This window comes from Streptomyces albicerus, from assembly GCF_008905045.1.
Classification (GTDB): domain Bacteria; phylum Actinomycetota; class Actinomycetes; order Streptomycetales; family Streptomycetaceae; genus Streptomyces; species Streptomyces albicerus.
Map to the genome: position 1 here is coordinate 130096 of NZ_VWMY01000001.1, position 22768 is coordinate 152863.

A 22768-nucleotide genomic window follows, 5' to 3' on the forward strand; every position below is an offset into this window, starting at 1 on the left:
AGCGAGCCGGTCACAACGGGCAGGTGTCCATCCAGCGCGTGACCAGGGATGTGTTGTTCTTGTCGGCGTCACGTACGGGACCGCACAGGAACGGGCTGAAACGGGTGTCGGCATGCAGCCAGAGGCTGAGGAACGACACGATCCACTTGCCCTGCTTGGCCTTGTTGCCGGAGCCCGTCATCGGGCACAGATGGTCGCCCGGAACCTCGATGTAGAGCTTCTCGGCCTGGGACATGGAGTTGTACCAGGGCACCGCGTAGTCGTTGCCGTGGGCGAGAGGGTCGCTTTGACAGGTCAGGAAGAACGTGGGCTCGGTGACTCCGGAGAAGTTCATGTTCGGGTAGTACGGGGCCGTGGGTACGCCCGCCCGGAAGCGCGAGTCGTCCCGGAGGGCCGCCATGACACCCCCGCCGCCCATCGAGTGGCCGACCGCGCCCAGCGTGCCGTTGACCTTCCCCGATATCGGGTTGCCGGTGGCGTTGCCGAGCGCGAGCAACTGGGTGCCGGCGGCGGTGATCTGGCGGCCTCGTGATGCGGGATCGTCGGTGAGTGTGTTGGTGCCGACGTTGATGACGACGAATCCCCAGGAAGCGAGGCGGGGTGCGAGCCACTGCAGGTTCTGTTGTGTGCCCTGATAGCCGGGCATCAGTACGACGCCCGGGTACGAGCCGCTGTTCGTGGGGTACGTGACCGTGCCGGAGCCGTACCCGCTCGGGCTGGAAACGGTGTAGGTGGCGGTGGTCAGCGGCCCGCTGCCGGCCTCCAGGGAGGCAGTCGTCGGGTCCGGGACGGCTGCGGCCGCCGGCGGGGCGGCGGCTGTCAGCAGAGTCAGCGCCAAGCCGAGGGTGGTCACCAGGGAGATCAGTGCCGTCATGGCACGGGGTCGGGTCCGTAACTGCACGGTCGTGTGAGTGGAACGACGGGATGGACGCATTGCTTTACCTCCGGATAGCGGTGAGAGCGCGGTAACCGGACAGCGGAGTGCGCGAAGGGGCGCCGTGTGCGGCGGCTACCGGGACTGTTCGAAGAGCCAGTCGATGACCACGTCGTTCTCATACGTCTGGGCCCATGAGAGGTGTGGGTTCACCGGTGTCGTTCCGGGCGTGTAGCTCGTGAACAGTACGTGGCTGCGCGTGGCCCGGGCCTGCCGTAGGAGTGCCCGGGACCGGGCCTCGAACTGTGTCTTCGGCAGATCGTTGGCCCACTCCCCGCGGGTGACCCGTGCACCGGCGGTCTCCAGCGCGTTCATCAGTGTCCAGGTGCCGGGCTTGCCGAACCGGCCCTCCCGGTAGGGGACGACCGGGTCGTCGACGGAGTGGTCGGCCCAGATCGGGATGTGCGTGATCTGGTCCATGGTGGCCGAGTCGCCCCAGCCGGCCGTGGGCAGGGCGGCCGCGAACACGTCGGGGCGCTTCGCCAGCAGGCTGTAGATACCGCGCCCACCCGAGGACAGGCCGACGAGATAGAGCCGGGCTGTGTCCACGTTGCGGGAGTGCTCGCTCACGAAGGTGTCGATGAGTTCGACCAGAGCGGCCTGGACCTTGGCGTCGGTCCAGTCCGTGCCGTCGGGTCCGTCCATGGGACGGGGCAGGGGGATCTGCGGAGAGAGGACGAACGCGGGGTCGCGGCGCTGTCGTTCCGGTTTGGCGAACGTGACCGCGATCCGGTTGGAGGTGAGCTGGGTCATGTTGTTGTCCGCGACTTCGCCACCGCCGTGCAGGGTGACGACGAGTGGGTACCGCTTGCGCGTCTGCGGGTTCCGTACGAATCCCTCGGGCTGGTACAGCCGGAAGTCCAGTTCGAAACCTGCGGAGTCGGTGAAGGAACCGGCGGCGAAGTCGTCGACCACGGGATTGATGACGTCGTCGTTCCGGCTCGCGAACGGACCAGCCCTGAGCACTGGTTCGCCTTCCGGGGTGTGCACGTCCGCCACTTGTCTGACGGAGTAGGCACGGTCGAGCGGAAGGGGGTCGGTGCCCGCGGCCCGCGCGTTGGAGTCGTTCGGGTCGAGTTCGATGATCAGGCGGTCCCCCGGCCGTCCGGGGTGAGATCGGTCGTCCACCTCGGCGGTGGTGCTGGAGTAGACCCGGGTCACCGTGCGAGCCGCTGTTTGCCCGCCCACAGTGGCCTTCACCTGGAAGGCCGAGGACGGGATCACCCCGCCGCGTAAGTCAATGGGATACGAGTACTGGATGGCGACGGCAGCCACCAGCCAGTTGTTCCTCGGCGTCACCCGCGTGACGAGGTCCGTTCGCAGGACCGGATTGCGCCCGGAGGTCGCTTGTCGTCCTTGAGATGTGGCTGTCGTTGTGCCGGCGGCCGAGGCGGTTGCCGTGCTCACGGCCGGCGCCGCGACCGCACCTGCTGTGACCGCGAGCGCCGTACGTCTGGTGATCCGTCTCATGCGTCCCCTCGTCTCGGTCTTGTGGGGGCACCCGGATCGGGTGCCTGGTGGGTGGAGGTGTTCACCTGCTCCGAACTCCCGGAAGCAGGCCGCACGTTGGAGGTCGGAACTGTCCAGCATCAGTGCAGCCATGGCGCGTATGGTCGGGCCACCCCAACGGACCATGCGGACGGCCCTCGGTGGCGGCGGGGCGGGATCTGGGCGGGGCAGGCCGAGGTGTTACGCGAGAGTTTCGGAGCACTACCGGATCCGCGTCCAGCATCAAACCGAGATCTGTCCATGCAATAAGCGCATCAATTCAAGCGGCCCGTCCTCGAAAAGCCGCTGTTCCCGACGTGCTGCGGCTTGCCCACCCACCCTTCACCGCATGGAAGGCACCGCTGCTACGCCGACTGCTGTGCCACCCCCGGGCCGGGTCGGCCGACGGCGGGCGGACCTGTGTATGTCCTGTGAAGGTCGGCAACCGCCCGCCTGCCGACGGCAACTGAGGGGAGATACCGGCTCGATCTTCCAGGACGGATGAGCAATGACAGCAGGCTGCCCGGCACCGCCGACGCAGGGTCGGATTGGTGGTGGGGATGCCGCTGGCGCTGGCAGCCGCGGGCGTTCTCGCCTACGGCGCGGTCTTCGGGACGTTCGGTGACGACGCCCGGCCCGAGGCGGCCGCGGCTCCGGTTCCCGGCGACGCGATGACCGCTGTGGCCGCGATGCAGCCGGGCTGGAACCTGGGCAACAGTCTGGACGCCATCCCGGACGAGACCGCGTGGGGCCAGCCCCGCACCACCAAGACCCTGCTGGACAAGGTCCGCTCCCAAGGCTTCAACAGCATCCGCGTCCCCGTGACCTGGACCGACCACCAGGGAGGAGCGCCGAACTACACCATCGATCCGGCGTACTTGAAGCGGGTCAGGCAAGTGGTCGACCAAGCGCTCGACAGCGGCTTCTACGTGATCATCGACATCCACCACGACTCCTGGCAGTGGGCCGACTCGATGTCCACCGACCACGACAAGGTGCTCGCGCGCTTCAACGCCACCTGGACCCAGATCGCCGCGACGTTCAGGAACGAGTCCGCCAAGCTGGTCTTCGAGAGCGTCAACGAGCCGCAGTTCGAGAGCGCCGACGACGCCCGTAAGGCCGAGCTCCTCAACGAGCTGAACAAGTCGTTCCACAGCATCGTGCGCAAGTCGGGCGGCAACCACGGCAAGCGGCTGCTCATGCTGCCCACCCAGGTCTGCACACCGGACCAGCGGCTGATGAACAACCTCGCCAGCACGATCAAGTCGCTGCGCGACCCGCGACTGATCGCCACCGTGCACTACTACGGCTACTTCCCGTTCAGCGTGAACGTCGCCGGCACGACCCGCTTCGACGCCACGGTTCAGAAAGACCTGAGCCAGACCTTCAAGCGGATCCATGACACCTTCGTCGCCAAGAACATCCCCGTCGTCATCGGCGAGTACGGTCTGCTCGGCTACGACCACGGCCCCGGCGCCGTGGAACGCGGCGAGATGCAGAAGTACTTCGAGGCGTTCGGCCACACCGCTCGCACCAACAAGGTCACCACCGTCCTGTGGGACAACGGCGCCTTCTTCGACCGCGACAAGCTGCGGTGGAAGGACGCCGGGATGTACCGCCAGATCAAGTCGAGCTGGACCACGCGCTCGGCAACCGCTTCCACGGACAACGTCTTCGTGCCGAAGTCCGGCCGCGTCAAGGACCGTACGCTCACCCTGAACCTGAACGGAGCCACCTTCAAGGCTCTCAAGCACGGCACGACCAAGCTGGTCAACGGCAAGGACTACACCCTTGCCGGCAACCGGCTGACCCTGAGGGCGGCCGCGCTCACCCGGCTCGTCGGGGACCGTACCCACGGGGTCAACGCGACGCTGCAGGCCGAGTTCTCCCGAGGCGTCCCCTGGCGGCTCCAGGTGAGCACCCATGAAACCCCGGTGCAGTCGAACACGACCGGGACGACGAACTCGTTCCGGATCCCCACGCAGCTCCGGGGCGATGAGCTGGCGACGATGGAGGCCACGTACGCGGACGGCGGCAACGCCGGCCCGACCAGCTGGACGCCCTACCAGCAGTTCAACACCGCTTTCGCACCGGACAAGGCCAAGAAGGCCATCCGCCTCACCCCCGCCTTCCTCGACGCGGTGAAGGGTGACACGCGTGTGAAGCTCACCTTCCACTTCTGGAGCGGCGCCACCACGACGTACTACGTGACCAAGTCGGGAAGCACGGTGACCGGCACGACGTCCTGAGCGAAGGGCCGGTGCCCGTCCGGGAGGCTCCCGGGCGGGCACCGCGCTCAGCCGGCCGGGGGGGCGTGCCGGGCGAGGGCTCGGCTCTCTCCCGTATCGAGGACTTCTCGTGCGGAGCATGCGGCGAAAGGCTGCGGCGTCCCTGCCGACCGGAGGGTGATACCCCGCCGGGTGGCTGGAGCTGTGACTCGCCGGGCCCCGGGGACTCTCCGGGGCTTTAGGGTCGTGGCGGTAAGAACCGGGCGGTAGGGACGAAGGTGAGGCGGAGCGCACGTGAACGGGGTGGTGCGGGTAGTGGTGGTGGACGACCAGGCTCTGGTGCGGTCGGGCTTCGGGCTCATCCTGGGCGCGTCCGACGACATCGAGGTCGTCGCGACCGCGAGCGGCGGCGACGCCGTGGAGACCGTCCGCCGGGAGCGGCCCGACGTGGTCCTGCTGGACATCCGGATGCCGGACGTCGACGGGCTCACCGTGCTGCGCGAGCTGCGGACGATGCCGGACGCTCCGGTCGTGGCGATGCTGACCACGTTCGACGCCGACGAGTACATCCTGACCGCGCTGCACTCCGGCGCCGCCGGTTTCCTGCTCAAGGACACCGAGCCGGAACAGCTGGCCCATCTGGTGCGCACCCTTGCCGCGGGCGGCGTGGTGCTGTCCCCCAAGGCGTCGCGGACCCTGCTGCACAGCCACCCCCGCGCCGAGGCGGCCGTCGACGAGGAGGCGGCCAGAGTGCGGTTGCTCACCGCGCGTGAGCGCGACGTCCTCGTCCTGGTGGCGGAGGGCTTGTCGAACGCCGACATCGGGGCGCGCATCCACCTGGGTGCCGGCACGGTGAAGGACCACGTCAGCGCGATCCTCACGAAGCTGCGGGTGACCAGCCGGGTGCAGGCCGCGCTGCTGGCGCAGCGGGCCGGACTGCTCGACGAGCGCCCACAGCCGGAGGCCAGACGATGAACCGCGCACGCGCCCTGTGGGAGCGTGTGCCCGCACCGGTCGTCGACATCCTCCTGGTGGCGGTGGCAGTCGTGGACCTGTGGCTGCCCCTGTGGGACGACACGCGCCCCGGCGTCGCGCTGGCCACACTCAGCTGCGGCGCGTTGGCCTTCCGGCGCAGGTTCCCGCTCGGCGTCTTCACGCTCACCCTGCCCATCGCGCTGACGCAGCCGGTCGCCGTCGCCCCGCTCGTGGCGCTGTTCACCCTGGCCCAACGCTCCCGCAACCGCCCTCTCCTCGCGGGGTGCGTCGCCCTGGCCGCCGTGGCGAGCAGCGTTCCGTGGCCCCTGGACAGTTTCTCCGAGGTCGGCCGGACCATGACGCTGATCGACTTCGTGTACAGCCTGGCCACCGCTGTCGCCCCGGTCCTCGTCGGGCAACTCCTCCAGGCGCACCGGGACTTGGCGCGGCGGCTGGCGGAGATCGAGGAGGCCAGGGAACACGAGCGGGCCCTGCACGCCCAGGCCGTACTCGCCCGCGAACGCGCCCAGCTGGCCCGCGAGATGCACGACGTGGTCTCCCACCAGGTCAGCCTGATCGCCGTCCAGGCCGGAGCCATGCAGGTCGCCGCCCAGGACCCGAACGCCAAAGAGGCCGCCCGCACGATCCGTTCCCTGAGCGTCACCACACTCGACGAACTGCGCACCATGGTCACGCTGCTGCGCGCCTCCGGCGGCCAAGCCACCGAGCTGACTCCTCAGCCCACCCTGGCCGACCTGCACAAACTCGTGGAGTCAAGCGGCACTCACGCACAGCTGAAGGGTGAACTCCCGCCCACCGTGGGCACACCGGCGCAACGGGCCCTCTACCGCACGGTCCAGGAGGCGCTGACCAATGTCCGCAAGCACGCCCCCGGCGCCACGGCCCGCGTCGAGCTGTGGCAGGACGGCGACCACGTCGGCGTGACCGTCGCCAACACCCCGCCCACGCGTCCCTCCCTGTCCCTCCCCGGATCGCAGCAGGACCTGGTCGGCCTGCGGGAACGGGCCGACATCCTGCACGGCACCCTGGAGGCGGGCCCGACCACGGAGGGCGGCTACCGGGTGCGGCTGCGGATTCCCCTCAGCGCGGACTGAGATCGCTCAGGAGATCGTGCTGCCTCGCACTCGGCCGGTCGGGCTGCTCTGCCCGTCCGGCGCGGTGACGCGGAACGAACGGTGCGCACCGCGCGGTGTGTCCCGACCACGCCCGGTGCGGGTCAGGTGCCCTTCCCGAGGCGGGACGCCATGAGGCACCGTTATGCCGCGCAGGCCCGGACGAACGCGTCGGCCAGTTCGGCGGGGCGGGTGAAGAGGGCCTCGTGGCTGCCGGGGGTATTGATCATCAGCGGGTTCTTCAGGCGCTGGGGGAAGCGCTCGGCCCAGTGCCACTCGCCGGGGAGGGAGAGGTCCTCCTCGGACAGGACGTACGCGGTCGGGATGTCCAGCGCGTAGAACGCGCTCGTGTCCGGCTTCTCCGTGAAAGTGCCGAGTGGCTGCGGCACGAGCACGGAGTGAACGATCCGCTGTGTCGCCTCGTCGGCGTCCTGCATGAACGCCTGCTGGAACACCTCGAAGGGGAATGTCACTCCGTTGTTGCCGGAAGCAGCCGCCACGGCGCGGAACATCTCGCCGTAGTGCGGCGGGCACGCGTCGATCAGCGACTCGCCGTCGTTCGGCACGAACGCGCTCCAGAAAACCAGCCGACGCAGCCGGGAGGCCAGCCGGGGCGCCGCGCCCACCAGCACGTAGCCGCCCCAGCTGTGGCCGACCAGAGTGATGTCCGTCAGACCGGCGCGTTCGACGTACTCCACGAGGCTGTTCACACAGTCGGTCAGGGTCACGTCGCGCGGGTCGTCGCCCTCGCCCAGTCCGGCCAGCGTGGGGGTGTACACCTCGTGCCCGGCCGCTCTCAGCTCGTTCGCGACCGGGCGCCAGGCCCAACCGCCGTGACAGGCGCCGGTCACCAGGACGAAGGTCTCACTCATGCCGATCTCCTTTGATCGTTGACAATCACTCGGTCATATCCAGCGAGGGAGCTTCGGCAGCTCGCCGCGCAGTTCTTCGGTGCCGCCCCGGCCGGTGAGCCAGGCGGCGAGGGCGTACGGCGGTCCGGAGACCGTGCCGCCGCTCGGGGAGGGCGTTCCGAGTACGACGGTGCCGTGGCCGTCCGCGGTCAACTCGGCCCCGGTGTCCGGCGCCAGGCGGGCCGACATCCATCCGGCGACGTCCCGTACGAGGGCCCAGGCGAGGTCGGGCGGCAGTACGTCCATGCCGATGCCCACCCGCAGGTCGACCAGGTGGATCCACACCTCGCGGGCCCGTAGCCACGGCACTTCGGACGCCGGGATCTCGCGGCCCTGTCCGCTGGTGACCGTGGCCGACCAGGCGTCGTCCGCCAGCGCCTCGGCCGCCTGGGCGAACCGGGCGGCGGATTCCCGTACGTCAGACCGCTGTTCGACGAGCGGACGCCCGGCGCCCGCTTCGATGTCCGTGGCGCGCTGGTCCGGCGAGGCGTACATGGGGGTCGGGATGCCCGTCCGGGCCCAGGTCAGCAGGTTGCCCAGGGCGTCGGCGTTGCGGGCGAGGTGGGTGAGGAGGTGGCCGCGGGTCCAGCCAGGCAGGGCGGACGGCTCGGCCACCGCGTCGGCTGGCAGCGCGTCGACGGCCTGCCGCAGCGCGAGCTGTCCCTCCTCCACCCAGGCCAGCGACCGAACGACGGGCACGGTCACGGCTTGTCCTCGACGATCGTGTTCACGCACTCCCCGATCCCCTCGACCACGGTCCGTACAACCTGGCCCGGCTTCAGGAACACCTTCGGGTCACGTGCCGCGCCGACCCCGCCGGGCGTACCGGTGAGGACGAGGTCGCCCGGCTCCAGCGTCGTGAACGTGCTGAGATACGCGGCGATGTGCGCCGGGGTGAAAAGCAGGTCGGAGGTGCGGGAGCGCTGCATGACCTCGCCGTCCACCTCGAGGCGGATCTCCAGGTCGGCCGCGTCGTCGATCTCGTCGCCGGTCACCAGCCAGGGCCCGGCCGGGGTGCTGGCCTCCCACGCCTTGCCCTGCAGCCACTGCGGGGTACGCCACTGCCAGTCCCGCATGGAGATGTCGTTGACGACGGTGTAGCCGGCGATCGCGGCCGCCGCCTCCTCCTCGGTGGCCCGGCGGCGCAGCCGGGAGCCGATGACGAAGCCGAGTTCGGCCTCCCAGTCCAGCTGCTCCGTCTCGCCCGGGTGGACGATGTCGTCGCGGGCGCCGAGCAGGACGTTGGCGAACTTGCCGAAGAGAGCGGGGTACGACGGCATCTCCCGGCCCATCTCGGCGATGTGGGTGCGGTAGTTGTGGCCCACGCAGAAGATCTTGGCCGGGGTCGTGACGACCGGGGCGAGGTCGAGTGCGGCCACCTCGTGCGCCGGGCCGTCGGCGGCGGCCGCGTACGCACGCCAGTCGGGGCCGCGCAGCAGGGCGGCGACGTCGGGAGCGCCGGTCTCCACGGCCCGGTCGCCGTCGAGGCGGACGGCCGCCGTGCCGTCGGCCGTGCGGATGGTGGCGAGCTTCATGAGGTGGTGCTCCCGGTGTTCTCGGCCGTTTCGGGCTCGGTCGTTTCGGTGCGGGCGAGGTTCAACGCCTCGTAGAGGGGCGCGTCGCTGAAGGTGAACAGGTCGAGCTGCGTGTGCGCGGCGATGGTCAGTGCGCACCAGGAGGGGACCGCGATCAGGTCGCCGGCGGTCACCTCGATCACTCGGTCGTCGAGGGTGACGGTGCCGCTGCCTCGGAACACCTGCCAGACCGAGGAACCCACCGTGCGGCGGGTGGCCGTGGCCGTGCGCGGGCGCAGCCGGTGCATCTCGGTGCGCAGGCTGGCGAGGGCGTCACGGCCGGTGGCGGGGTTGGTGAAGCGGATGCCGGCGTGGCCGGGCTCGATGACACCCGGGTGTCCCTCGTCCGCCAGCTCCAGCTGGGCGGTGAGAGCGTCGTCGGTGTCGGCCCATCGGTAGGCCATCAACGGGGAGTTGGGGCTGTCCGGGGCCCCGATCGGCCGTAGGCCCGGGTGACCCCACAGCCGCTCGTTCCGCGACCGGGACGGGGTCGACCGGTCCGACACGCCGTCCTCGCCGAACTCGAAGAACCCGGCGTCGAGGCGGTGCACGAGCGGGATGTCGAGGCCGTCAAGCCAGACCATCGGCTCGTCGCCGACGTGGTGGTGGCCGTGCCAGTGCATCGACGGGGTGAGCAGCAGGTCGCCGGGGCGCATCTCCACCGCGTCGCCGTTGACGACGGTCCACACGCCCTCGCCCTCCAGGATGAACCGGAACGCACCCTGCGAGTGGCGGTGCGCGGGCGCCACCTCGCGCGGGCCCAGGTACTGAACTGCCGCCCACAGATTGGGAGTTGCGTATGGGCGGCCGGGCAGACCGGGGTTGGCGAGTGCGATCGCGCGGCGCTCACCGCCGCGCCCCACCGGCACCAGGTCGCCGGCCCGGCGGGCGAGCGGGAGCAGGGTGTCCCACGGCCAGACGTGCGGCACGGCCTCGGGTTGCGGGGTCATCGGCATGAGGTTGCCGATCTCGGTCCACAAAGGGATGAGTCCGGCCGCCGCGAAGCCGTCGTACAGCTTCCGGAGTTCGGGGTCCGTCTCCTCCGGGGCTATGACGGACGCCATGCCATCGGTGTCACTGGTCATCGGGGGTTCCTTCGGCATCGAGACGCTGCGCGATGTCGGCGCGCAGGGCTTTCTTGTCGATCTTTCCGACCTTGGTGGCGGCGAGTTCGGGGACGGTCACCAGCCGGTCCGGGAACTTGAAGCGGGCGACACCGGCGTGCTCCATGACGTGGCAGACGTCGTCGAGGGCCACCGTGTGCCCCGGTTCCGGTACGACGTAGAGGCAGACCCGCTCGCCGAGCCGGGCGTCGGGCATCGCCACGGCGGCGGCACGGGCGACGCCCGGGGTCTGGTAGGCGAAGTTCTCGATCTCCTCCGCGGAGATGTTCTCCCCGCCCCGGATGATCATGTCCTTGTCGCGGCCCTCGACGACGAGGTTGCCGTCGGGCCGCAGCCGCACGATGTCCCCGGTGCGGTACCAGCCGTCCTCGGTGAACGCGCGGGCGTTCTGTTCCTCGGCGCGGTAGTAGCCGCGCGGGGTGTACGGGCCGCGGGTGAGCAGCACACCCGGGGTCCCAGCCGGGACCGGGTCGCCCAGCTCGTCCACGACGAGGAGTTCGTCGTCCTCGCACATGGGGCGCCCCTGCGTCGTACAGATGACGTCCTCGGGGTCGTCCAGACGCGTGTAGTTGAGCAGTCCCTCGGCCATGCCGAACACCTGCTGGAGTGTGCAGCCCAGTTCGGGGCGTACGCGGCGGGCGACGTGGTCGGCGAGCCGGGAGCCGCCGACCTGGAGGAGGCGCAGTGAGCTCAGGTCGGCTCCGGGGTGTTCGCGGTGGTGGTCGAGCCAGCGCTGGGCGATGGCCGGGACCAGGGCGCTCGCGGTGACGCCCTCCCGCTCGACGATCGGGAACGCCTTCTCCGGGTTGGGCGAGCCCAGCACCACCCGGCCGCCGCCCAGCAGCACGCCCAGCATGCCCGGACAGGCGAGCGGGAAGTTGTGGCCGAGGGGCAGGGCGGCGAAGTAGACCGTGTCGGGGCCGAATCCGCAGACCTCGGCACTGCGGCGGGCGTTGTAGGCGTAGTCGTCGTGCGTGCGGGCGATGAGCTTGGGCAGCCCGGTGGTGCCGCCGGAGAGCAGGAAGACGGCGATCGAGCAGCTGTCCGGCCGGTACGCGTCCACGGCGGCCCGGTCCTCGGGTGCGCCGGGCGCGGCACACAACTCCCGCAGGTCCACGGCGTCGTGGCCGACCTTGTCGCCAAGTACGAGGATGTGCTGAAGGGTTGGAGAGTCGTCGGCGACCTCGAAGGCCATCGACTGGTGGTCGTGGTCCTTGAGGAAATCCGGCACCGCGATGGCCACGGCCTCGCTGTGCTCGACCAGGTGACCGATCTCGTGTCTGCGGTGCCCGGGCAGTGCCATCACCGGGATGACGCCGAGGCGCAGACAGGCGTAGGTGAGGATCACGAACTCGGCGGTGTTGGGGAGTTGCACCACGAGCCGGTCGTCCGGGCGGAGCCCGAGCGCGGCCAGGCGCAGGGCCACGGCGTCCGCGCGCTCAGCGAGTTGACGGTACGTCAGTCGCCGGTCGCCGTCGATGAGCGCGACCGCGTCGGGAGTGGCGTCGGCGGCGGCGTGGAGCCCGTCGCCGATGGCATGGCCTTCCCAGTAACCCCTCGCGGTGTAGCGCTCGGCGTACTCCGCGGGCCAGGGGACAGCGCCGTTGCTGCTCGGCCTTGGCATGGTCGTTCTCCTCAGGTGCGGTCGGCCGTGTGCACGATCACGGCGTCCAGGGCGATCAGCCCGTCGGCGGTGAGCCGCAGGGGGTTGATCTCGATCTCTGCAGTGTCCGGGCTCGCGGCCAGGGCGGCCGCGAGCGCGGCGGTGACCCGCCCGAACTCGGCCCGGTCGAGCACCGGTCCGCCGCGCCAGCCGGCGAGCAGGGCGCGGGCGGCCAGGTCGTCGGGCATCCCGGCGGCCTCGGCCGCGGACAGCGGGGCGAGCCGGATCGCCACGTCCGCAAGGGCCTCGGCGGCCGTTCCGCCAAGACCGGCGAGGACGACCGGCCCGAAGACGGGGTCCCGTCGTACGCCGAGCACGAGGTCGACGCCGGCCGGGGCCATCGCCTCGACCAGGTAGCGGTGGCCGGGGCCGATGGCGTCCAGCGCCGTGTCGAGTTCGCCGGGGGTGCGGACACCCAGGTGGACTCCGCCGATCTCCGTCTTGTGGAGGATCGCGGCGTCGAGCACCTTGACCGCGATGGGCCCGCCCAGCAGGCGCAGGGCGTAGTGGGCGTCGGCGCGGGTGTCGCAGGCGACGCGGTCGGGGGTGCGGATCCCGATGGAAGCGAGGAACGATTTGGCGGCGTCCTCGTCCAGCGGGCCGGACGGCACGGAGACGGCGCGGCCTGGGCCGCGCCGGACGCCTCCCGCTTCTACTGGACCGAGGCCGTCCGGGACACGACCCGTCTCCTGCGGAGACCAGTCGGCACGCACGGTCCGCTGCCGGGCATGCGTCACCAGCGCCCGTACGGCATTGGCGGCCGATGCCGGTCCGGTCAGCGCCGGAATCCCCGCCTTGTGCAGCCGCGCCCGCTGTTCGGCGACGTCCTCGGGGAGGCCGCCGACGACCACCACGGCCGGGGAGTCCGCACCGAGGCCGGCGTCCTGCGCGGCCGAGGCGAGGTCGACGCTGTCGGGCTCGGTCAGGGCGTAGACGGCGAGCAGGTCCACCGCCGGATCGGCGGCCGTGGCGGCGAGGACGCGGGCGAAGGTCTCGGCGGGCCGGCCGGTGTCGACCGGGTTGCGCTGGTAGGTGAGCGGGGGCAGCAGTTCGCTCAGCGTGGCCTGCGTGGTCCCGGCCAGCTCCGGCATCCGTACGCCGTCGCTGCCGGCCCGGTCCGCCAGCAGCAGCCCCGGCCCCGCCTGGGCCGTCACTATCGCGAGCCCCGGGTCCGCATGCGGCCGCAGCCGGACGCGGGAGAGGGCGGTGAGTGCGTCCACCATCTCCCGTTCGTCGTCCACGACCACCGCCCCGGCCTGGCGCAGCGCGGCGCGCGTCGTACGCCAGGAGGTGGCGAGCGCTCCGGTGTGCGACCGGGCGAAGTCACCGACGTCGCTGCGGCCGACGACGAGCGCCACAACCGGCTTGACGGCGGCCACCAGGCGTACGGCCTCCACCAGCCGTGGCCCGTCCGGAACCGTCTCCAAGTGCAGTGCGACGGCTGTCGTACGGCCGTCTGCCGCGAGGTGTTCCAGGACGTCCGCGGCGGTGACGTCGAGACCTGCTCCGATGCCGACGCCGAGGCTGATGCCGTTCCCGGCGGCGACCAGGTCGAAGGAGAGCGCGTGGTTGACGCCGCCGCTGGCCGCGACGACCGCGATGTCCCCGGCCGGCAGCTGCCCGGCCGCGGGCACGAAGCTGGCCGTCAGTCCGAGATGAGGGGCGAAGAAGCCGGAGGTGTTGGGACCGAGCAGGCGGATCCCCGTCTCGCGGGCAACGCCGCGCAGTGCCTCCGCGTACTGCTCGCCCGCCGGGCCCGCCTCGCCGAAACCGCCCGCGCAGACCAGCGCCGCACGGCAGCCCGCGGCTGCCGCCTCGGCCAGTGCCTGGGCGCAGCCGGCCGCCGGTACGCAGAGCACGGCCAGGTCGAGCCGTCCGTGGGTGTGCGCGGCGGCTTCGGCGACCGAGGCGTACACGCCCTTGTCGGGTTCCGGGCGCCGCGCGTTGACCAGGGCGCGGGCGCCGGGGAAGGGGGCCAGCGAGCGGGCCATGGCGGCGCCCAGCTTGCCGCTCTGCCGTGAGGCGCCGATCACGACCACGCCCTCGGGCGCGAGCATCGGCGTCAGGTCGGTGCTCATGCCCGCTCCCCCGCCACCAGGTCGGCGCGCCCGGACAGCAGCAGCGTCTCGGCCCGGTCGTCGTCCATCGTGTCCTCCACGATCAGCACGGGCACGCCGTGCTCCAGCCGGGCCTGCTCGGCGAGAAGCGACCGGGTGAGCGGTGTTCCGCCGTGTACGGCGACCAGATCCGGGGGCGTTTCGTCGCCCAGGGACTCGGCCAACTCGCCGAAGGTCTCCGGTAGTTGAGCCTCGGTCTCGGGTGCGGTGAGCCACAGGCACCCCTCGGAGCGCAACGCCGCGAGCTCCGCCGCGGTCAGCCGCCTTCCGCCGAACTCCCTGAACGGCGTGTCCAGGGGGTCGAGCCCCTCGTGCGCCGCCCGCCAGTCCTGTACGACCCGCTCGACGAACTCCGGGTCGCGGCGCGCGATCCGTTCCTTTCCGATGCTGCGGGAGATGAAGTGGAAGGCGAACCGCGTCGGTTCGAACGCGTCGTGGTAGCGCCCGAAGTGCTCCCACCACGACAGGCTCGGCCGGGCGGCGCCCTGGATCTTCGCCACCGAGGGCTGCCGTGCCGCCTCGTACGCGTCCAGGGCGCTCGCGAGGTCGTCGCGGTGGGCGAGGAGGCTGTCGGCGAGGGCGACGGCGTCCTCCATGGCCATCTTGGTGCCGGAGCCGACGGAGAAGTGCGCGGTGTGCGCGGCGTCGCCGAGCAGGACGGCGTTGCCGCTGTGCCAGCGCCGGGTGCGCAGGGTGCGGAAGTTGCCCCAGCGCGAGTTGTTGACCAGCAGTTCATGGCCGTCGATCTGCTCGGCGAAGAGCTTCTCCAGGTACTGCTTGGTCTTCTCGTCGCTCGGGCCCGGCGGCTGGGCGGTGTCGAACGCGTCGAGCCCCGCCCGCCGCCAGGACGCCTCGTCGGTCTCGACGATGAAGGTGCTGACGCTGTCGCTGATCGGGTAGCCGTGCACGGCGAAGGTGCCGTGCGGGCCGTGCTCGTGCACGAAGGTCAGACCGTCGAAGAGATAGTCCGTGCCGAACCAGATGAACTTCGCGGTCGCGACCTCCACCTCCGGCACGAGCACGTCGGCGAGACGGTCACGGAACCGGGAGTTGGCCCCGTCGGCGGCCACGATCAGGTCGTAGTCGGCCAGCTGGGCCGGATCGGCGGGCACGTCGTGGCTGAACCTCAGGTCGACGCCGACCTCTTCGGCCCGCCGGTGCAGCAGCTGGAGCAGGGTCTTGCGGGTGATGGCCGCCATGCCGTTGCCGCCGCACCGGATCCGCTGCCCCTTCAGCCGCACCTCGATGTCGTCCCAGTGCCGGCCGTGCTCCGCGAGCCCGGTGCGCAGCACCGGATCCGCCGCGTGGATGGCGGCCAGCGTCGCGTCCGAGAACACCACGCCGAAGCCGAAGGTGTCCTGCGGACCGTTCCGCTCGAAGACCGTCACTTCGACCGACGGATCGGCCTGCTTGATGAGCGCCGCGAAGAACAGCCCACCGGGGCCGCCTCCCACGCAAGCGATCCGAGTCACCATGGCTCCTGCCTCCACGTCGAGTACAAGCCCAAGACTCAGGCTCGCGGGCATCTGTGTCAATGGATACACGGGCGTCAAAAATTTGTATCTCTATTTCGAGCGGGTCACCGGCGTGGAATCCCAGCAGTACGGGGGTTTCCTCGACCGGATCGCTCATCTTCACGACGGCCGTCCGTGTGACATAGTCGGTTTCGTGAAGCCTCGATCTATCGTCTTCGACCTGTTCGGCGACTACGTCCGCTACCGCGGAGGTGCGGCCCGGATGCGCACTCTCAGCGCGCTGATGGGCTGCTTCGGTGTCGGTGAGAGCACGGTGCGGGTAGTCCTCGCGCGGCTGCGCAAGGAGGGCTGGTTCGATGTCCGGCGCGAGGGCCGGGAGACGCTCTACGCGCTCAACAAGCGCAGCCTCCAGCTCCTCGACGAGGGCCGCTCACGCATCTTCGACCGGGCACCGTCCGACTGGGACCGCCACTGGTACATGGTCATCTACTCGGTCCCGGAGACCGAGCGGGGTGTACGCGACCGCATCCGCAAGGACCTGGCGTGGCTGGGCTTCGGCCCGCTGGCGCCGTCCACGTACGTCTCCCCGCACGACCGGCTCCAGCAGGTCCGGGAGAAGTTCGCCGACGAGCCCGCCGTACGACTCGACACACTGCGCTGCCAGTCCGGCGGGCTGCCCGTCGACCGCGAGATGGCGGCGCGCAGCTGGGACCTCGCCACCCTCAACGACGACTACCGCGAGCTGCTGCGCACCTACCGCAGCCGGATGCCGTCGTACCGGGCCGGGCATCTCAGCCCCGAGGAGGCGCTGGTCGAGCGCATGCGACTGACCTACGACTACCGCAAGTTCCCCTTCCGCGACCCGGACCTGCCGACCGAACTCCTCCCGGCGGGCTGGGTGGGCCACGAGGCGCACGAGATGTTCCTGGAGGCCCACGAGATTCTCGGCCCCGCGGCCGAGTCCTACTACGACGAGGTGGCCGGCCCGCGCCGCGCGCCGCAGCAGTAGCGGGCTAGGCGAGATGCCCCAGCTCGTGCGAGGCCGCGGACACCGTGCTGTGCAGCTCGTCGGTCACTTCGGCGAGATGGTCCGGCGTGCCGGCGCTTTCCGGGAGTACCACGGAGATGGCGAGCGGCAGCGGGTCGCCCGCCGCGAAGACGGGTGCAGCGACGGAGATGATGCCCGGGATGACACCACTGTGCGTCTCGGCGTGCCCCTGTTCGCGGACCTGCGCCCGGGTGGCCGCGAGGCGCTCGTCCGTCCAGTCGGTCTCCTTGCCGCGGAGCTCGCCGGCCAGTACCTCGCCGGTGAGACTCTCGGGCAGATGGGCCAGGAAGACCTGGCCCACGGAGGACGTGAGCAGGGGAAGAGTGGCGCCGACGCGCACCGTCAGGGGCAGCGGGCGCGTGCCGTAGGCCCAGCTCACCACGATCGGCCCGCGGTCACCCCAGACCGCGAGGTTCACGGAGTGGCCCGTGCGGTCGCGCAGCTGCGTCGCGTGGCCGCTCGCCACCGCCACCTCGTTGGTGCGGCGCAGCGACTCGGCGCCCAGGCGGCGCATCGCGGCCCCGAAGTCGTACAGGCCCGACGCGGGGTCCTGCGAGGTCAGCCCTATCCGGCCGAGGCTGACGAGGTAGCGGTGCACCTTGCTGGGCTGCATTCCGCTCGCCTGCGCGATCGCCGACAGGCTCAGCGCACCGCCGCCGCTCTCCAGCGCCAGCAGGACCCGCATCGCTGTCTCCACGGACTGGATGCCCTGACGCTCCCCGTTCTCCCTGGGGTCGGTCGTGGTCACAGTGCGGCTCTCTCCCCTGCAGGTGGTTGAAGGCGTTCAGCCTATCGGCGCGACGAGCGCCGACCTCGGATCGCAAACAGATCTTACATTCACTATTGCGGAACGCGTTACGTTCTGGTGAACTGCGACAGCGGTGGCACTCACCTCCCCCGACTGCCCCGTCACACCGGCGGCCCGTTTCGCAGCCGCCCGGAGCCGCTCGTCCTTCGGCGCACACACCCGCGCATCTCATCCGCCCCGGCCACTCACACCGAGCCGGGCGCCGCCGTACCCCGACCGCATATGGGACCTCGACCGCAGCACGAGGCCCGCGTACGACCCCGCGTACGAGATCCCCCGAGGAGAACTCCGCAATGAAGCTGATCGCCCTCGAAGAGCACTTCGTGACCCCGGACCTGGTGGGCCATGGCGCGTCGACCGCGTCCATCGCCCAACCCAGCGCCTGGGCCGAGGCCTCCCGGCGTCTCCTCGACCTCACCGAGGAACGCCTCGACGACATGGACGCCGCAGGGCTGGACATGCAGGTCCTGTCGCTCAACTCCCCCGGTATCCAGGCGGAGAGGGATCCGGAGGCCGCCGTACGCCAGGCCGCCACGGTCAACGACTTCCTCGCCGGCGTCATCGCCGAGCACCCCGACCGCTTCTCGGGTTTCGGCGCCCTGCCCCTGCAGGACCCCAAGGCCGCGGCCGACGAGCTGGAACGCGCGGTCACTCAGCTCGGCCTGCGCGGCGCCCTGGTCAACGCGCACACCCACGGCATGTACCTGGACGACCCCGCCCTGCGCGTCGTCTGGGAGCGCGCCGAGCACCTCGACGTACCGCTCTACCTGCACCCCGCCAACGGCGTGGACACCGCGCACGTGCTGTCGGGGCACCCCGAACTCGTCGGGCCGATGTGGAGCTGGGGAATCGACACCGCCACCCACGTCCTGCGGCTGGTCTTCGGCGGCGTCTTCGACGACTTCCCGAACGCCAAGCTGCTGCTCGGCCACATGGGAGAAGGCCTGCCCTTCGTGATGTGGCGCATGGACTCCCGCTGGGACTTCCACGCGCACCACGGCATCGAGCTCAAGCGCGGCCGCCCCTCGGAGTACCTCCGGCACAACCTCTACATCACGACCAGTGGCGTCTGCTCCCCCGCCCCGCTGCTGACCGCCCTGCTCTCCATGGGCGCCGATCACATCCTCTTCGGCACCGACTACCCCTTCGAGGACATCGAGACAGCCACGAAGTTCCTGCGGGACGCCCCGATCAGCGACGCCGACCGGCTCAAGATCGGCCACCAGAACGCCGAGAAGCTGCTCGGCCTCGCCCCCACCCCCGCACCCGCGTACGCCGGTGTCTGAGCGGAAGGGCACGCACATGTACGACGTCGCCGTCATCGGGTACGGGCCCGTGGGCATGGTCACCGCGGCGCTGCTCGGGCAGGCAGGCCACGACGTGGTCGTCCTCGAGCGCTATCCGACCCTCTACAACCTTCCGCGCGCCGCCATCTTCGACGACGAGACGATGCGGACCTTCGACCGCCTCGGCATCTCCCAGGACCTGTTGCCGACGCTGCACGTCCAGCGGAACTACGAGTGGCGCAACGGCGCGGGCGAGCTGCTCATCGAGCACGACTTCGCCGCTGTCGGCAACCAGGGCTGGGCGGAGTGGTACATGATGTACCAGCCCTACCTGGAGGACGCCCTGGACGGAGTGGTCCGCGGCCTCGGGAACGTCGAGATCCGGATGGACTCCCCGGTCACCGGGCTGCGGAGCAAGCAGCACGGTGTGGACATCCAGGTCGAGGGAGACGGCGGGAGTGCCCCCGCGCGAGCGAAGCCGAGCGTGGGGGAGGTCGTCTCCGCCCGGTACGTCGTGGCCTGCGACGGCGGCAACAGCTTCACCCGGGGAGCGCTCGGCGTCGAGCAGGACGACTACGGGTTCTCCGAGCCGTGGATGGTCTGCGACTTCCGGCTGACCGGTGCCAGTGCCACGGACATACCCAAGGCCCGCCAGGTCTGCGACCCCGGGCAGCCGGTATCGATCATCTCGCTGGGCCCCCGGCACCACCGGTTCAGCTTCATGCTCGGCTCCGAGGCGGATTTCCCCGTCGAGCGGGAGCCCGACCGGGTGTGGGCACGGGTCGCCGCCTACCTCGACCGCTCGCGGGCCGAGCTCGTCCGCGTCGCCACGTACACCTTCCGCTCGCTCGTCGCGGAGCGCTGGCGCAGCGGCCGGATCCTGCTCGCCGGGGACGCGGCCCACCAGATGCCGCCCTTCCTCGGGCAGGGCATGTGCTCAGGCATCCGCGACGCGCAGAACCTCGCGTTCAAGCTCGACGCCGTGCTGCGGGGTGCCGACGACGCGCTCCTCGACACGTACCAGAGCGAACGCGAGCCGCATGTGCGGGCCATCATCGCCAAGGGCATCGAACTCGGCCGCGTCCAGACCATGCGCGACCCGGTGGCCGCCGCCGAGCGCGACGCCCGCCTGATCGCCCAGCGCGAGGCGAACGGGCGCCCCGAGAAGATGCGCTTCCCGGGTCTCGGCCCGGGCCTGCGCGACGAGTCCCCGCAGGCGGGCCGTCTGATGCCGCACGGCCGGGTGGAGTCGGCCGGCAGCGAGGGGCTCTTCGACGAGGTCCTCGGCCGCGGATTCGTCCTCCTCGTCGACGGACGTGAGGGCTCCTCGCTCGACGCCCCGACCACCGAACTGGCCGGCGCGCTCGGCGTGGCCGTCCACCACCTGACCGACCGCCGTCTCACCACCGACGGCATCACCGATGTCGGCGGCGTCTACGGGCGCTGGTTCGACGAGACCGGCCGCACCGCCGTTCTGTGGCGGCCCGACTTCTACATCCTCGGCACCGCGGGCGTCCTCTCCGACGTCCCGGCGCTCCTGAAGACACTTGCCACGGCAGTCGAGCCGGTCCAGGCTCCTGCCACCGTCGGAGAAGGGATCCGGCCATGACCGCACCGTCCGCGATACGCCCGCAGGCCAGCAGAGTGTCCGCGAGCACGTTCATGCTGCTCGCCGCCTGGGTCGTCGCGTCCCTCGAGGGCTACGACCTCGCCGTGTACGGCGTCACCGTGCCCGCGATCCTGGGCGACTCCTCGCTCGGCATCGACAAGGCCGAAGCCGGCACCATCGGCTCGCTCGTCGGCATCGGGATGCTGATCGGCGCGGCCCTCGCTGGAGCCCTCGTCCATCGCACCGGCCCGCGTCGGCTCCTGCTCGTCGGCACAACCGTGTTCTCGCTCGGCATGGCGGTCTGCACGGTCGCCGGCGGCGTCCCGTCCTTCGGCGCCGGGCGCCTGATCGTCGGCCTCGGTCTCGGCGTCGTACTGCCGACGATCAACGCCTACGTCGCCGACCTCAGCGACCCGGGCCGGCGCAGCCGCAACATCGCCCTGATCATGAGCGGTTACGCGGCCGGCGCCCTGTGCTCCCCGCTGCTCGGCACGGCCCTGCTGCCCGACGTCTCGTACCGCTGGCTGTACGTGATCGGCGTGGTCCCGGTGTTCCTGGCCATACCGCTGGTGCTCCGGCTGCCGGAGAGCCCGTTCCACCTCAGCCGTACGGGCCGGGCGGCCGAGGCGAGGGCGGTGGAGGAGCAGCTCGGTCTCGCCCCGTCGGACGCCTCCCCGACGTCGGACCCGGGCCGCTGGCTGGGTATCGGCCCGCTGCTGACCGGCGGACTCGCGGTCTCGACCGTGCTGTTCTGGGCAATGTCCTTCTGCGGACTGCTGCTCGTCTTCGGCATCAGCACCTGGCTGCCCAGCATCATGCAGGCGGCCGGATTCTCCCTGGGGTCGGCGCTGCTGCAGACGGCGGCCATGTGGCTGGGTGTCGGCGTCGGGGCCATCGTGGGCGGCCGGGTCGCGGACGCGCTGGGCGCCAAGCGCGTGGTGGTCGTCGCGTTCCTGGTCGGCACGCTGAGCCTGGTCGCGATGAGCACCCGCCCGCCGACGCCGGTCATGTTCGTGCTCATGTTCATCAGCGGGTTCGGGTTCATCGGTTCGCAGATCCTCGGCAACGCGTTCATCGTGACGCGCTACCCGGACGCCCTGCGCGGCAACGGCCTCGCGTGGGCCCTGTCGATCGGCCGCTTCGGCGCGATCGTCGGCCCGTCCCTGGGCGCGTTCGTCCTCAGCTCGGGCGCCGACGTCGAATGGGCCTTCTACGCCTTCGCCGTACCCGCCCTGATCGGGGCGTTCGCGGCGGGCGCGGTACCCCGGGTGCGAGCGGTCACCGCATGACGCGGGTCGTCTACGAGTCCTGGGGCCAGCGGGTCGTCTTCGGCTCGGGCACCGCACGCCAGGACGTGGCGGCCGAGGTCACCGGACTCGGCGCGAGCCGGGTCCTGGTGATCGCGGCCGAGGGGGAGCGGGCCCTGGCCGAGGACATCTGCAAGGACGTTCCCGTCATGGCGACGTTCGGCGCCGTCAGGCCGCATGTGCCCACCGAGGTGGCGCAGGCCGTGCGGGCGGCAGCCCACGAACACGCGGCCGACCTGCTGTTGAGCGTCGGCGGCGGATCCACGACGGGCACCGCCAAAGCGGCGGCGCTCACCACCGGGCTGCCGATCCTCGCCGTCCCCACGACGTACGCCGGCTCCGAGGCGACCCCCGTCTGGGGCCTCACCGAGGACGGCCACAAGCGCACCGGCGTCGACCCGAAGGTGCTCCCGCGGGTCGTCGTCTACGACGCGACGCTCATGCTGTCGCTGCCGACCCGCCTGTCGGTGACCTCCGGGCTCAACGCGCTCGCGCACTGCGTCGACGCGTGGTGGGCCCCCCGGCACAACCCGATCAGCTCCGCCCTGGCCGTCGAGGGCGTCCGCTCGCTGGCGTCCGCGCTGCCGCGCATCGTCACCGACGGCCAGGACGTCGCGGCCCGCCGGGAGATCCTCTTCGGCACCTACCTCGGGGCGGTCGCCTTCGCGGGGGCCGGCTCCGGACTGCACCACAAGGTGTGCCATGTCCTCGGGGGCGCGTACGACCTCGAACACGCCGCCCTGCACTCGGTGATCCTGCCGCACGTGGTCGGCCTCAACCTGCCCGCGGCACCGGACGCGGCCCGGCTCCTCGGATCGGCGCTCGACGCCGGCGCCGATCCGTTCGGCGCGCTGATCGCCCTCTACACGCGGCTCGAACCTCCGCGCTCGCTAAGCGAGTTGGGACTCGCCGAGGGGGATCTCGACCGGGCCTGCGACCTGGTCATGGCACAGGTGCCGGACACCAACCCGCGGCGCGTGACCCGCGACGAGATGCGCGAGCTGCTCGGGCGCGCGTGCCGCGGGGACACCCCGGTGCCGGTCCCTCTCACCGCCCTTCGCACGGAAGAGCAACCCCGATGACTGCAA

Annotated in this window: 18 protein-coding genes; 8 read left to right on the plus strand and 10 right to left on the minus strand. The window is 71.0% G+C overall.

Translation table 11 applies throughout. From position 1 onward, the window contains the following. Positions 1-10 precede the first annotated feature (10 nt). Complete coding sequence (locus GAS53_RS00625) at positions 11-874, minus strand: poly(ethylene terephthalate) hydrolase family protein (protein WP_225858634.1); 864 nt, start codon at positions 872-874, stop codon at positions 11-13. A gap of 135 nt (positions 875-1009) precedes the next feature. Continuing rightward, positions 1010-2209, minus strand: a complete 1200-nt coding sequence (locus tag GAS53_RS00630) for a prolyl oligopeptidase family serine peptidase (RefSeq protein WP_263974089.1) — start codon at positions 2207-2209, stop codon at positions 1010-1012. A gap of 773 nt (positions 2210-2982) precedes the next feature. Here GAS53_RS00630 and GAS53_RS00635 point away from each other — a divergent pair. The 3 genes from GAS53_RS00635 to GAS53_RS00645 all read left to right on the plus strand — a co-directional run bounded on the left by GAS53_RS00635 (position 2983) and on the right by GAS53_RS00645 (position 6740). Further along, positions 2983-4671: a cellulase family glycosylhydrolase gene (locus GAS53_RS00635; protein WP_151475530.1), complete on the plus strand. Its 1689-nt coding sequence runs from the start codon at positions 2983-2985 to the stop codon at positions 4669-4671. A 282-nt stretch (positions 4672-4953) separates the two neighbouring features. Continuing rightward, on the plus strand, positions 4954-5625 hold the full coding sequence (locus tag GAS53_RS00640; RefSeq protein WP_225858655.1) for a response regulator: 672 nt from the start codon (positions 4954-4956) through the stop codon (positions 5623-5625). Further along, positions 5622-6740 carry a sensor histidine kinase gene (locus GAS53_RS00645; protein ID WP_151475369.1) on the plus strand — a complete coding sequence of 373 codons (1119 nt, stop codon included), beginning with the start codon at positions 5622-5624 and terminating at the stop codon, positions 6738-6740. Before GAS53_RS00640 ends, GAS53_RS00645 begins: the two co-directional genes overlap by 4 nt. A 161-nt stretch (positions 6741-6901) precedes the next feature. Here GAS53_RS00645 and GAS53_RS00650 read toward each other — a convergent pair whose 3' ends face one another. From GAS53_RS00650 to GAS53_RS00680, 7 genes are read right to left on the minus strand one after another with little or no spacing between them, the layout of a single operon-like run. Next, a complete protein-coding gene (locus tag GAS53_RS00650; RefSeq protein ID WP_151475370.1) occupies positions 6902-7630 on the minus strand; it encodes an alpha/beta fold hydrolase in 729 nt (242 codons plus the stop codon). Between the two features lie 33 nt (positions 7631-7663). After that, entirely contained in the window at positions 7664-8374 is a 711-nt protein-coding gene (locus GAS53_RS00655; protein WP_151475371.1) for a maleylpyruvate isomerase family mycothiol-dependent enzyme, read from the minus strand. After that, positions 8371-9204 carry a fumarylacetoacetate hydrolase family protein gene (locus tag GAS53_RS00660; RefSeq protein WP_151475372.1) on the minus strand — a complete coding sequence of 278 codons (834 nt, stop codon included), beginning with the start codon at positions 9202-9204 and terminating at the stop codon, positions 8371-8373. Before GAS53_RS00660 ends, GAS53_RS00655 begins: the two co-directional genes overlap by 4 nt. Further along, positions 9201-10328, minus strand: coding sequence for a cupin domain-containing protein (locus GAS53_RS00665; RefSeq protein WP_225858635.1), 1128 nt, complete (start codon positions 10326-10328; stop codon positions 9201-9203). Before GAS53_RS00665 ends, GAS53_RS00660 begins: the two co-directional genes overlap by 4 nt. Further along, the gene (locus GAS53_RS00670) at positions 10318-11991 is read right to left on the minus strand and encodes a (2,3-dihydroxybenzoyl)adenylate synthase (RefSeq protein WP_151475373.1); all 1674 of its coding nucleotides are present in this window, start codon (positions 11989-11991) and stop codon (positions 10318-10320) included. Before GAS53_RS00670 ends, GAS53_RS00665 begins: the two co-directional genes overlap by 11 nt. 11 nt (positions 11992-12002) lie before the next feature. Beyond that, complete coding sequence (locus GAS53_RS00675) at positions 12003-14108, minus strand: acetate--CoA ligase family protein (protein WP_151475374.1); 2106 nt, start codon at positions 14106-14108, stop codon at positions 12003-12005. Continuing rightward, positions 14105-15622: an FAD-dependent monooxygenase gene (locus GAS53_RS00680; protein ID WP_151475375.1), complete on the minus strand. Its 1518-nt coding sequence runs from the start codon at positions 15620-15622 to the stop codon at positions 14105-14107. Before GAS53_RS00680 ends, GAS53_RS00675 begins: the two co-directional genes overlap by 4 nt. A 193-nt stretch (positions 15623-15815) precedes the next feature. Here GAS53_RS00680 and GAS53_RS00685 point away from each other — a divergent pair, with 193 nt between their 5' ends. Further along, positions 15816-16631 (plus strand): PaaX family transcriptional regulator, encoded by an 816-nt coding sequence (locus GAS53_RS00685; protein WP_151475376.1) that lies wholly within the window; start codon positions 15816-15818, stop codon positions 16629-16631. 4 nt (positions 16632-16635) lie between these two features. On the opposite strand, the gene GAS53_RS00690 is transcribed toward GAS53_RS00685, so the two are convergent. After that, entirely contained in the window at positions 16636-17418 is a 783-nt protein-coding gene (locus GAS53_RS00690) for an IclR family transcriptional regulator (RefSeq protein ID WP_151475377.1), read from the minus strand. A 353-nt stretch (positions 17419-17771) separates the two neighbouring features. On the opposite strand from GAS53_RS00690, the gene GAS53_RS00695 reads away from it, so the two are divergent. Genes GAS53_RS00695 through GAS53_RS00710 form a run of 4 tightly spaced genes read left to right on the plus strand, consistent with a single transcriptional unit; the run spans position 17772 to position 22762 of the window. After that, positions 17772-18764, plus strand: a complete 993-nt coding sequence (locus tag GAS53_RS00695; protein WP_151475378.1) for an amidohydrolase family protein — start codon at positions 17772-17774, stop codon at positions 18762-18764. After that, positions 18757-20373, plus strand: coding sequence for a bifunctional 3-(3-hydroxy-phenyl)propionate/3-hydroxycinnamic acid hydroxylase (locus GAS53_RS00700; protein ID WP_225858636.1), 1617 nt, complete (start codon positions 18757-18759; stop codon positions 20371-20373). Before GAS53_RS00695 ends, GAS53_RS00700 begins: the two co-directional genes overlap by 8 nt. Beyond that, positions 20370-21662, plus strand: a complete 1293-nt coding sequence (locus GAS53_RS00705; protein WP_151475379.1) for an MFS transporter — start codon at positions 20370-20372, stop codon at positions 21660-21662. The genes GAS53_RS00700 and GAS53_RS00705 overlap by 4 nt, the downstream gene beginning before the upstream one ends. Further along, the gene (locus GAS53_RS00710) at positions 21659-22762 is read left to right on the plus strand and encodes a maleylacetate reductase (RefSeq protein WP_151475380.1); all 1104 of its coding nucleotides are present in this window, start codon (positions 21659-21661) and stop codon (positions 22760-22762) included. Before GAS53_RS00705 ends, GAS53_RS00710 begins: the two co-directional genes overlap by 4 nt. The last annotated feature ends 6 nt before the right edge of the window (positions 22763-22768 follow it).

What these genes read in the sequence shown, in the direction of transcription:
- GAS53_RS00625 (WP_225858634.1), bottom strand. Translation starts at nt 874, where the DNA reads ATGACGGCACTGATCTCCCTGGTGACCACCCTCGGCTTGGCGCTGACT.
- GAS53_RS00635 (WP_151475530.1), top strand. Translation starts at nt 2,983, where the DNA reads ATGCCGCTGGCGCTGGCAGCCGCGGGCGTTCTCGCCTACGGCGCGGTC.
- GAS53_RS00645 (WP_151475369.1), top strand. Translation starts at nt 5,622, where the DNA reads ATGAACCGCGCACGCGCCCTGTGGGAGCGTGTGCCCGCACCGGTCGTC.
- GAS53_RS00650 (WP_151475370.1), bottom strand. Translation starts at nt 7,630, where the DNA reads ATGAGTGAGACCTTCGTCCTGGTGACCGGCGCCTGTCACGGCGGTTGG.
- GAS53_RS00660 (WP_151475372.1), bottom strand. Translation starts at nt 9,204, where the DNA reads ATGAAGCTCGCCACCATCCGCACGGCCGACGGCACGGCGGCCGTCCGC.
- GAS53_RS00665 (WP_225858635.1), bottom strand. Translation starts at nt 10,328, where the DNA reads ATGACCAGTGACACCGATGGCATGGCGTCCGTCATAGCCCCGGAGGAG.
- GAS53_RS00670 (WP_151475373.1), bottom strand. Translation starts at nt 11,991, where the DNA reads ATGCCAAGGCCGAGCAGCAACGGCGCTGTCCCCTGGCCCGCGGAGTAC.
- GAS53_RS00675 (WP_151475374.1), bottom strand. Translation starts at nt 14,108, where the DNA reads ATGAGCACCGACCTGACGCCGATGCTCGCGCCCGAGGGCGTGGTCGTG.
- GAS53_RS00680 (WP_151475375.1), bottom strand. Translation starts at nt 15,622, where the DNA reads ATGGTGACTCGGATCGCTTGCGTGGGAGGCGGCCCCGGTGGGCTGTTC.
- GAS53_RS00695 (WP_151475378.1), top strand. Translation starts at nt 17,772, where the DNA reads ATGAAGCTGATCGCCCTCGAAGAGCACTTCGTGACCCCGGACCTGGTG.
- GAS53_RS00705 (WP_151475379.1), top strand. Translation starts at nt 20,370, where the DNA reads ATGACCGCACCGTCCGCGATACGCCCGCAGGCCAGCAGAGTGTCCGCG.
- GAS53_RS00710 (WP_151475380.1), top strand. Translation starts at nt 21,659, where the DNA reads ATGACGCGGGTCGTCTACGAGTCCTGGGGCCAGCGGGTCGTCTTCGGC.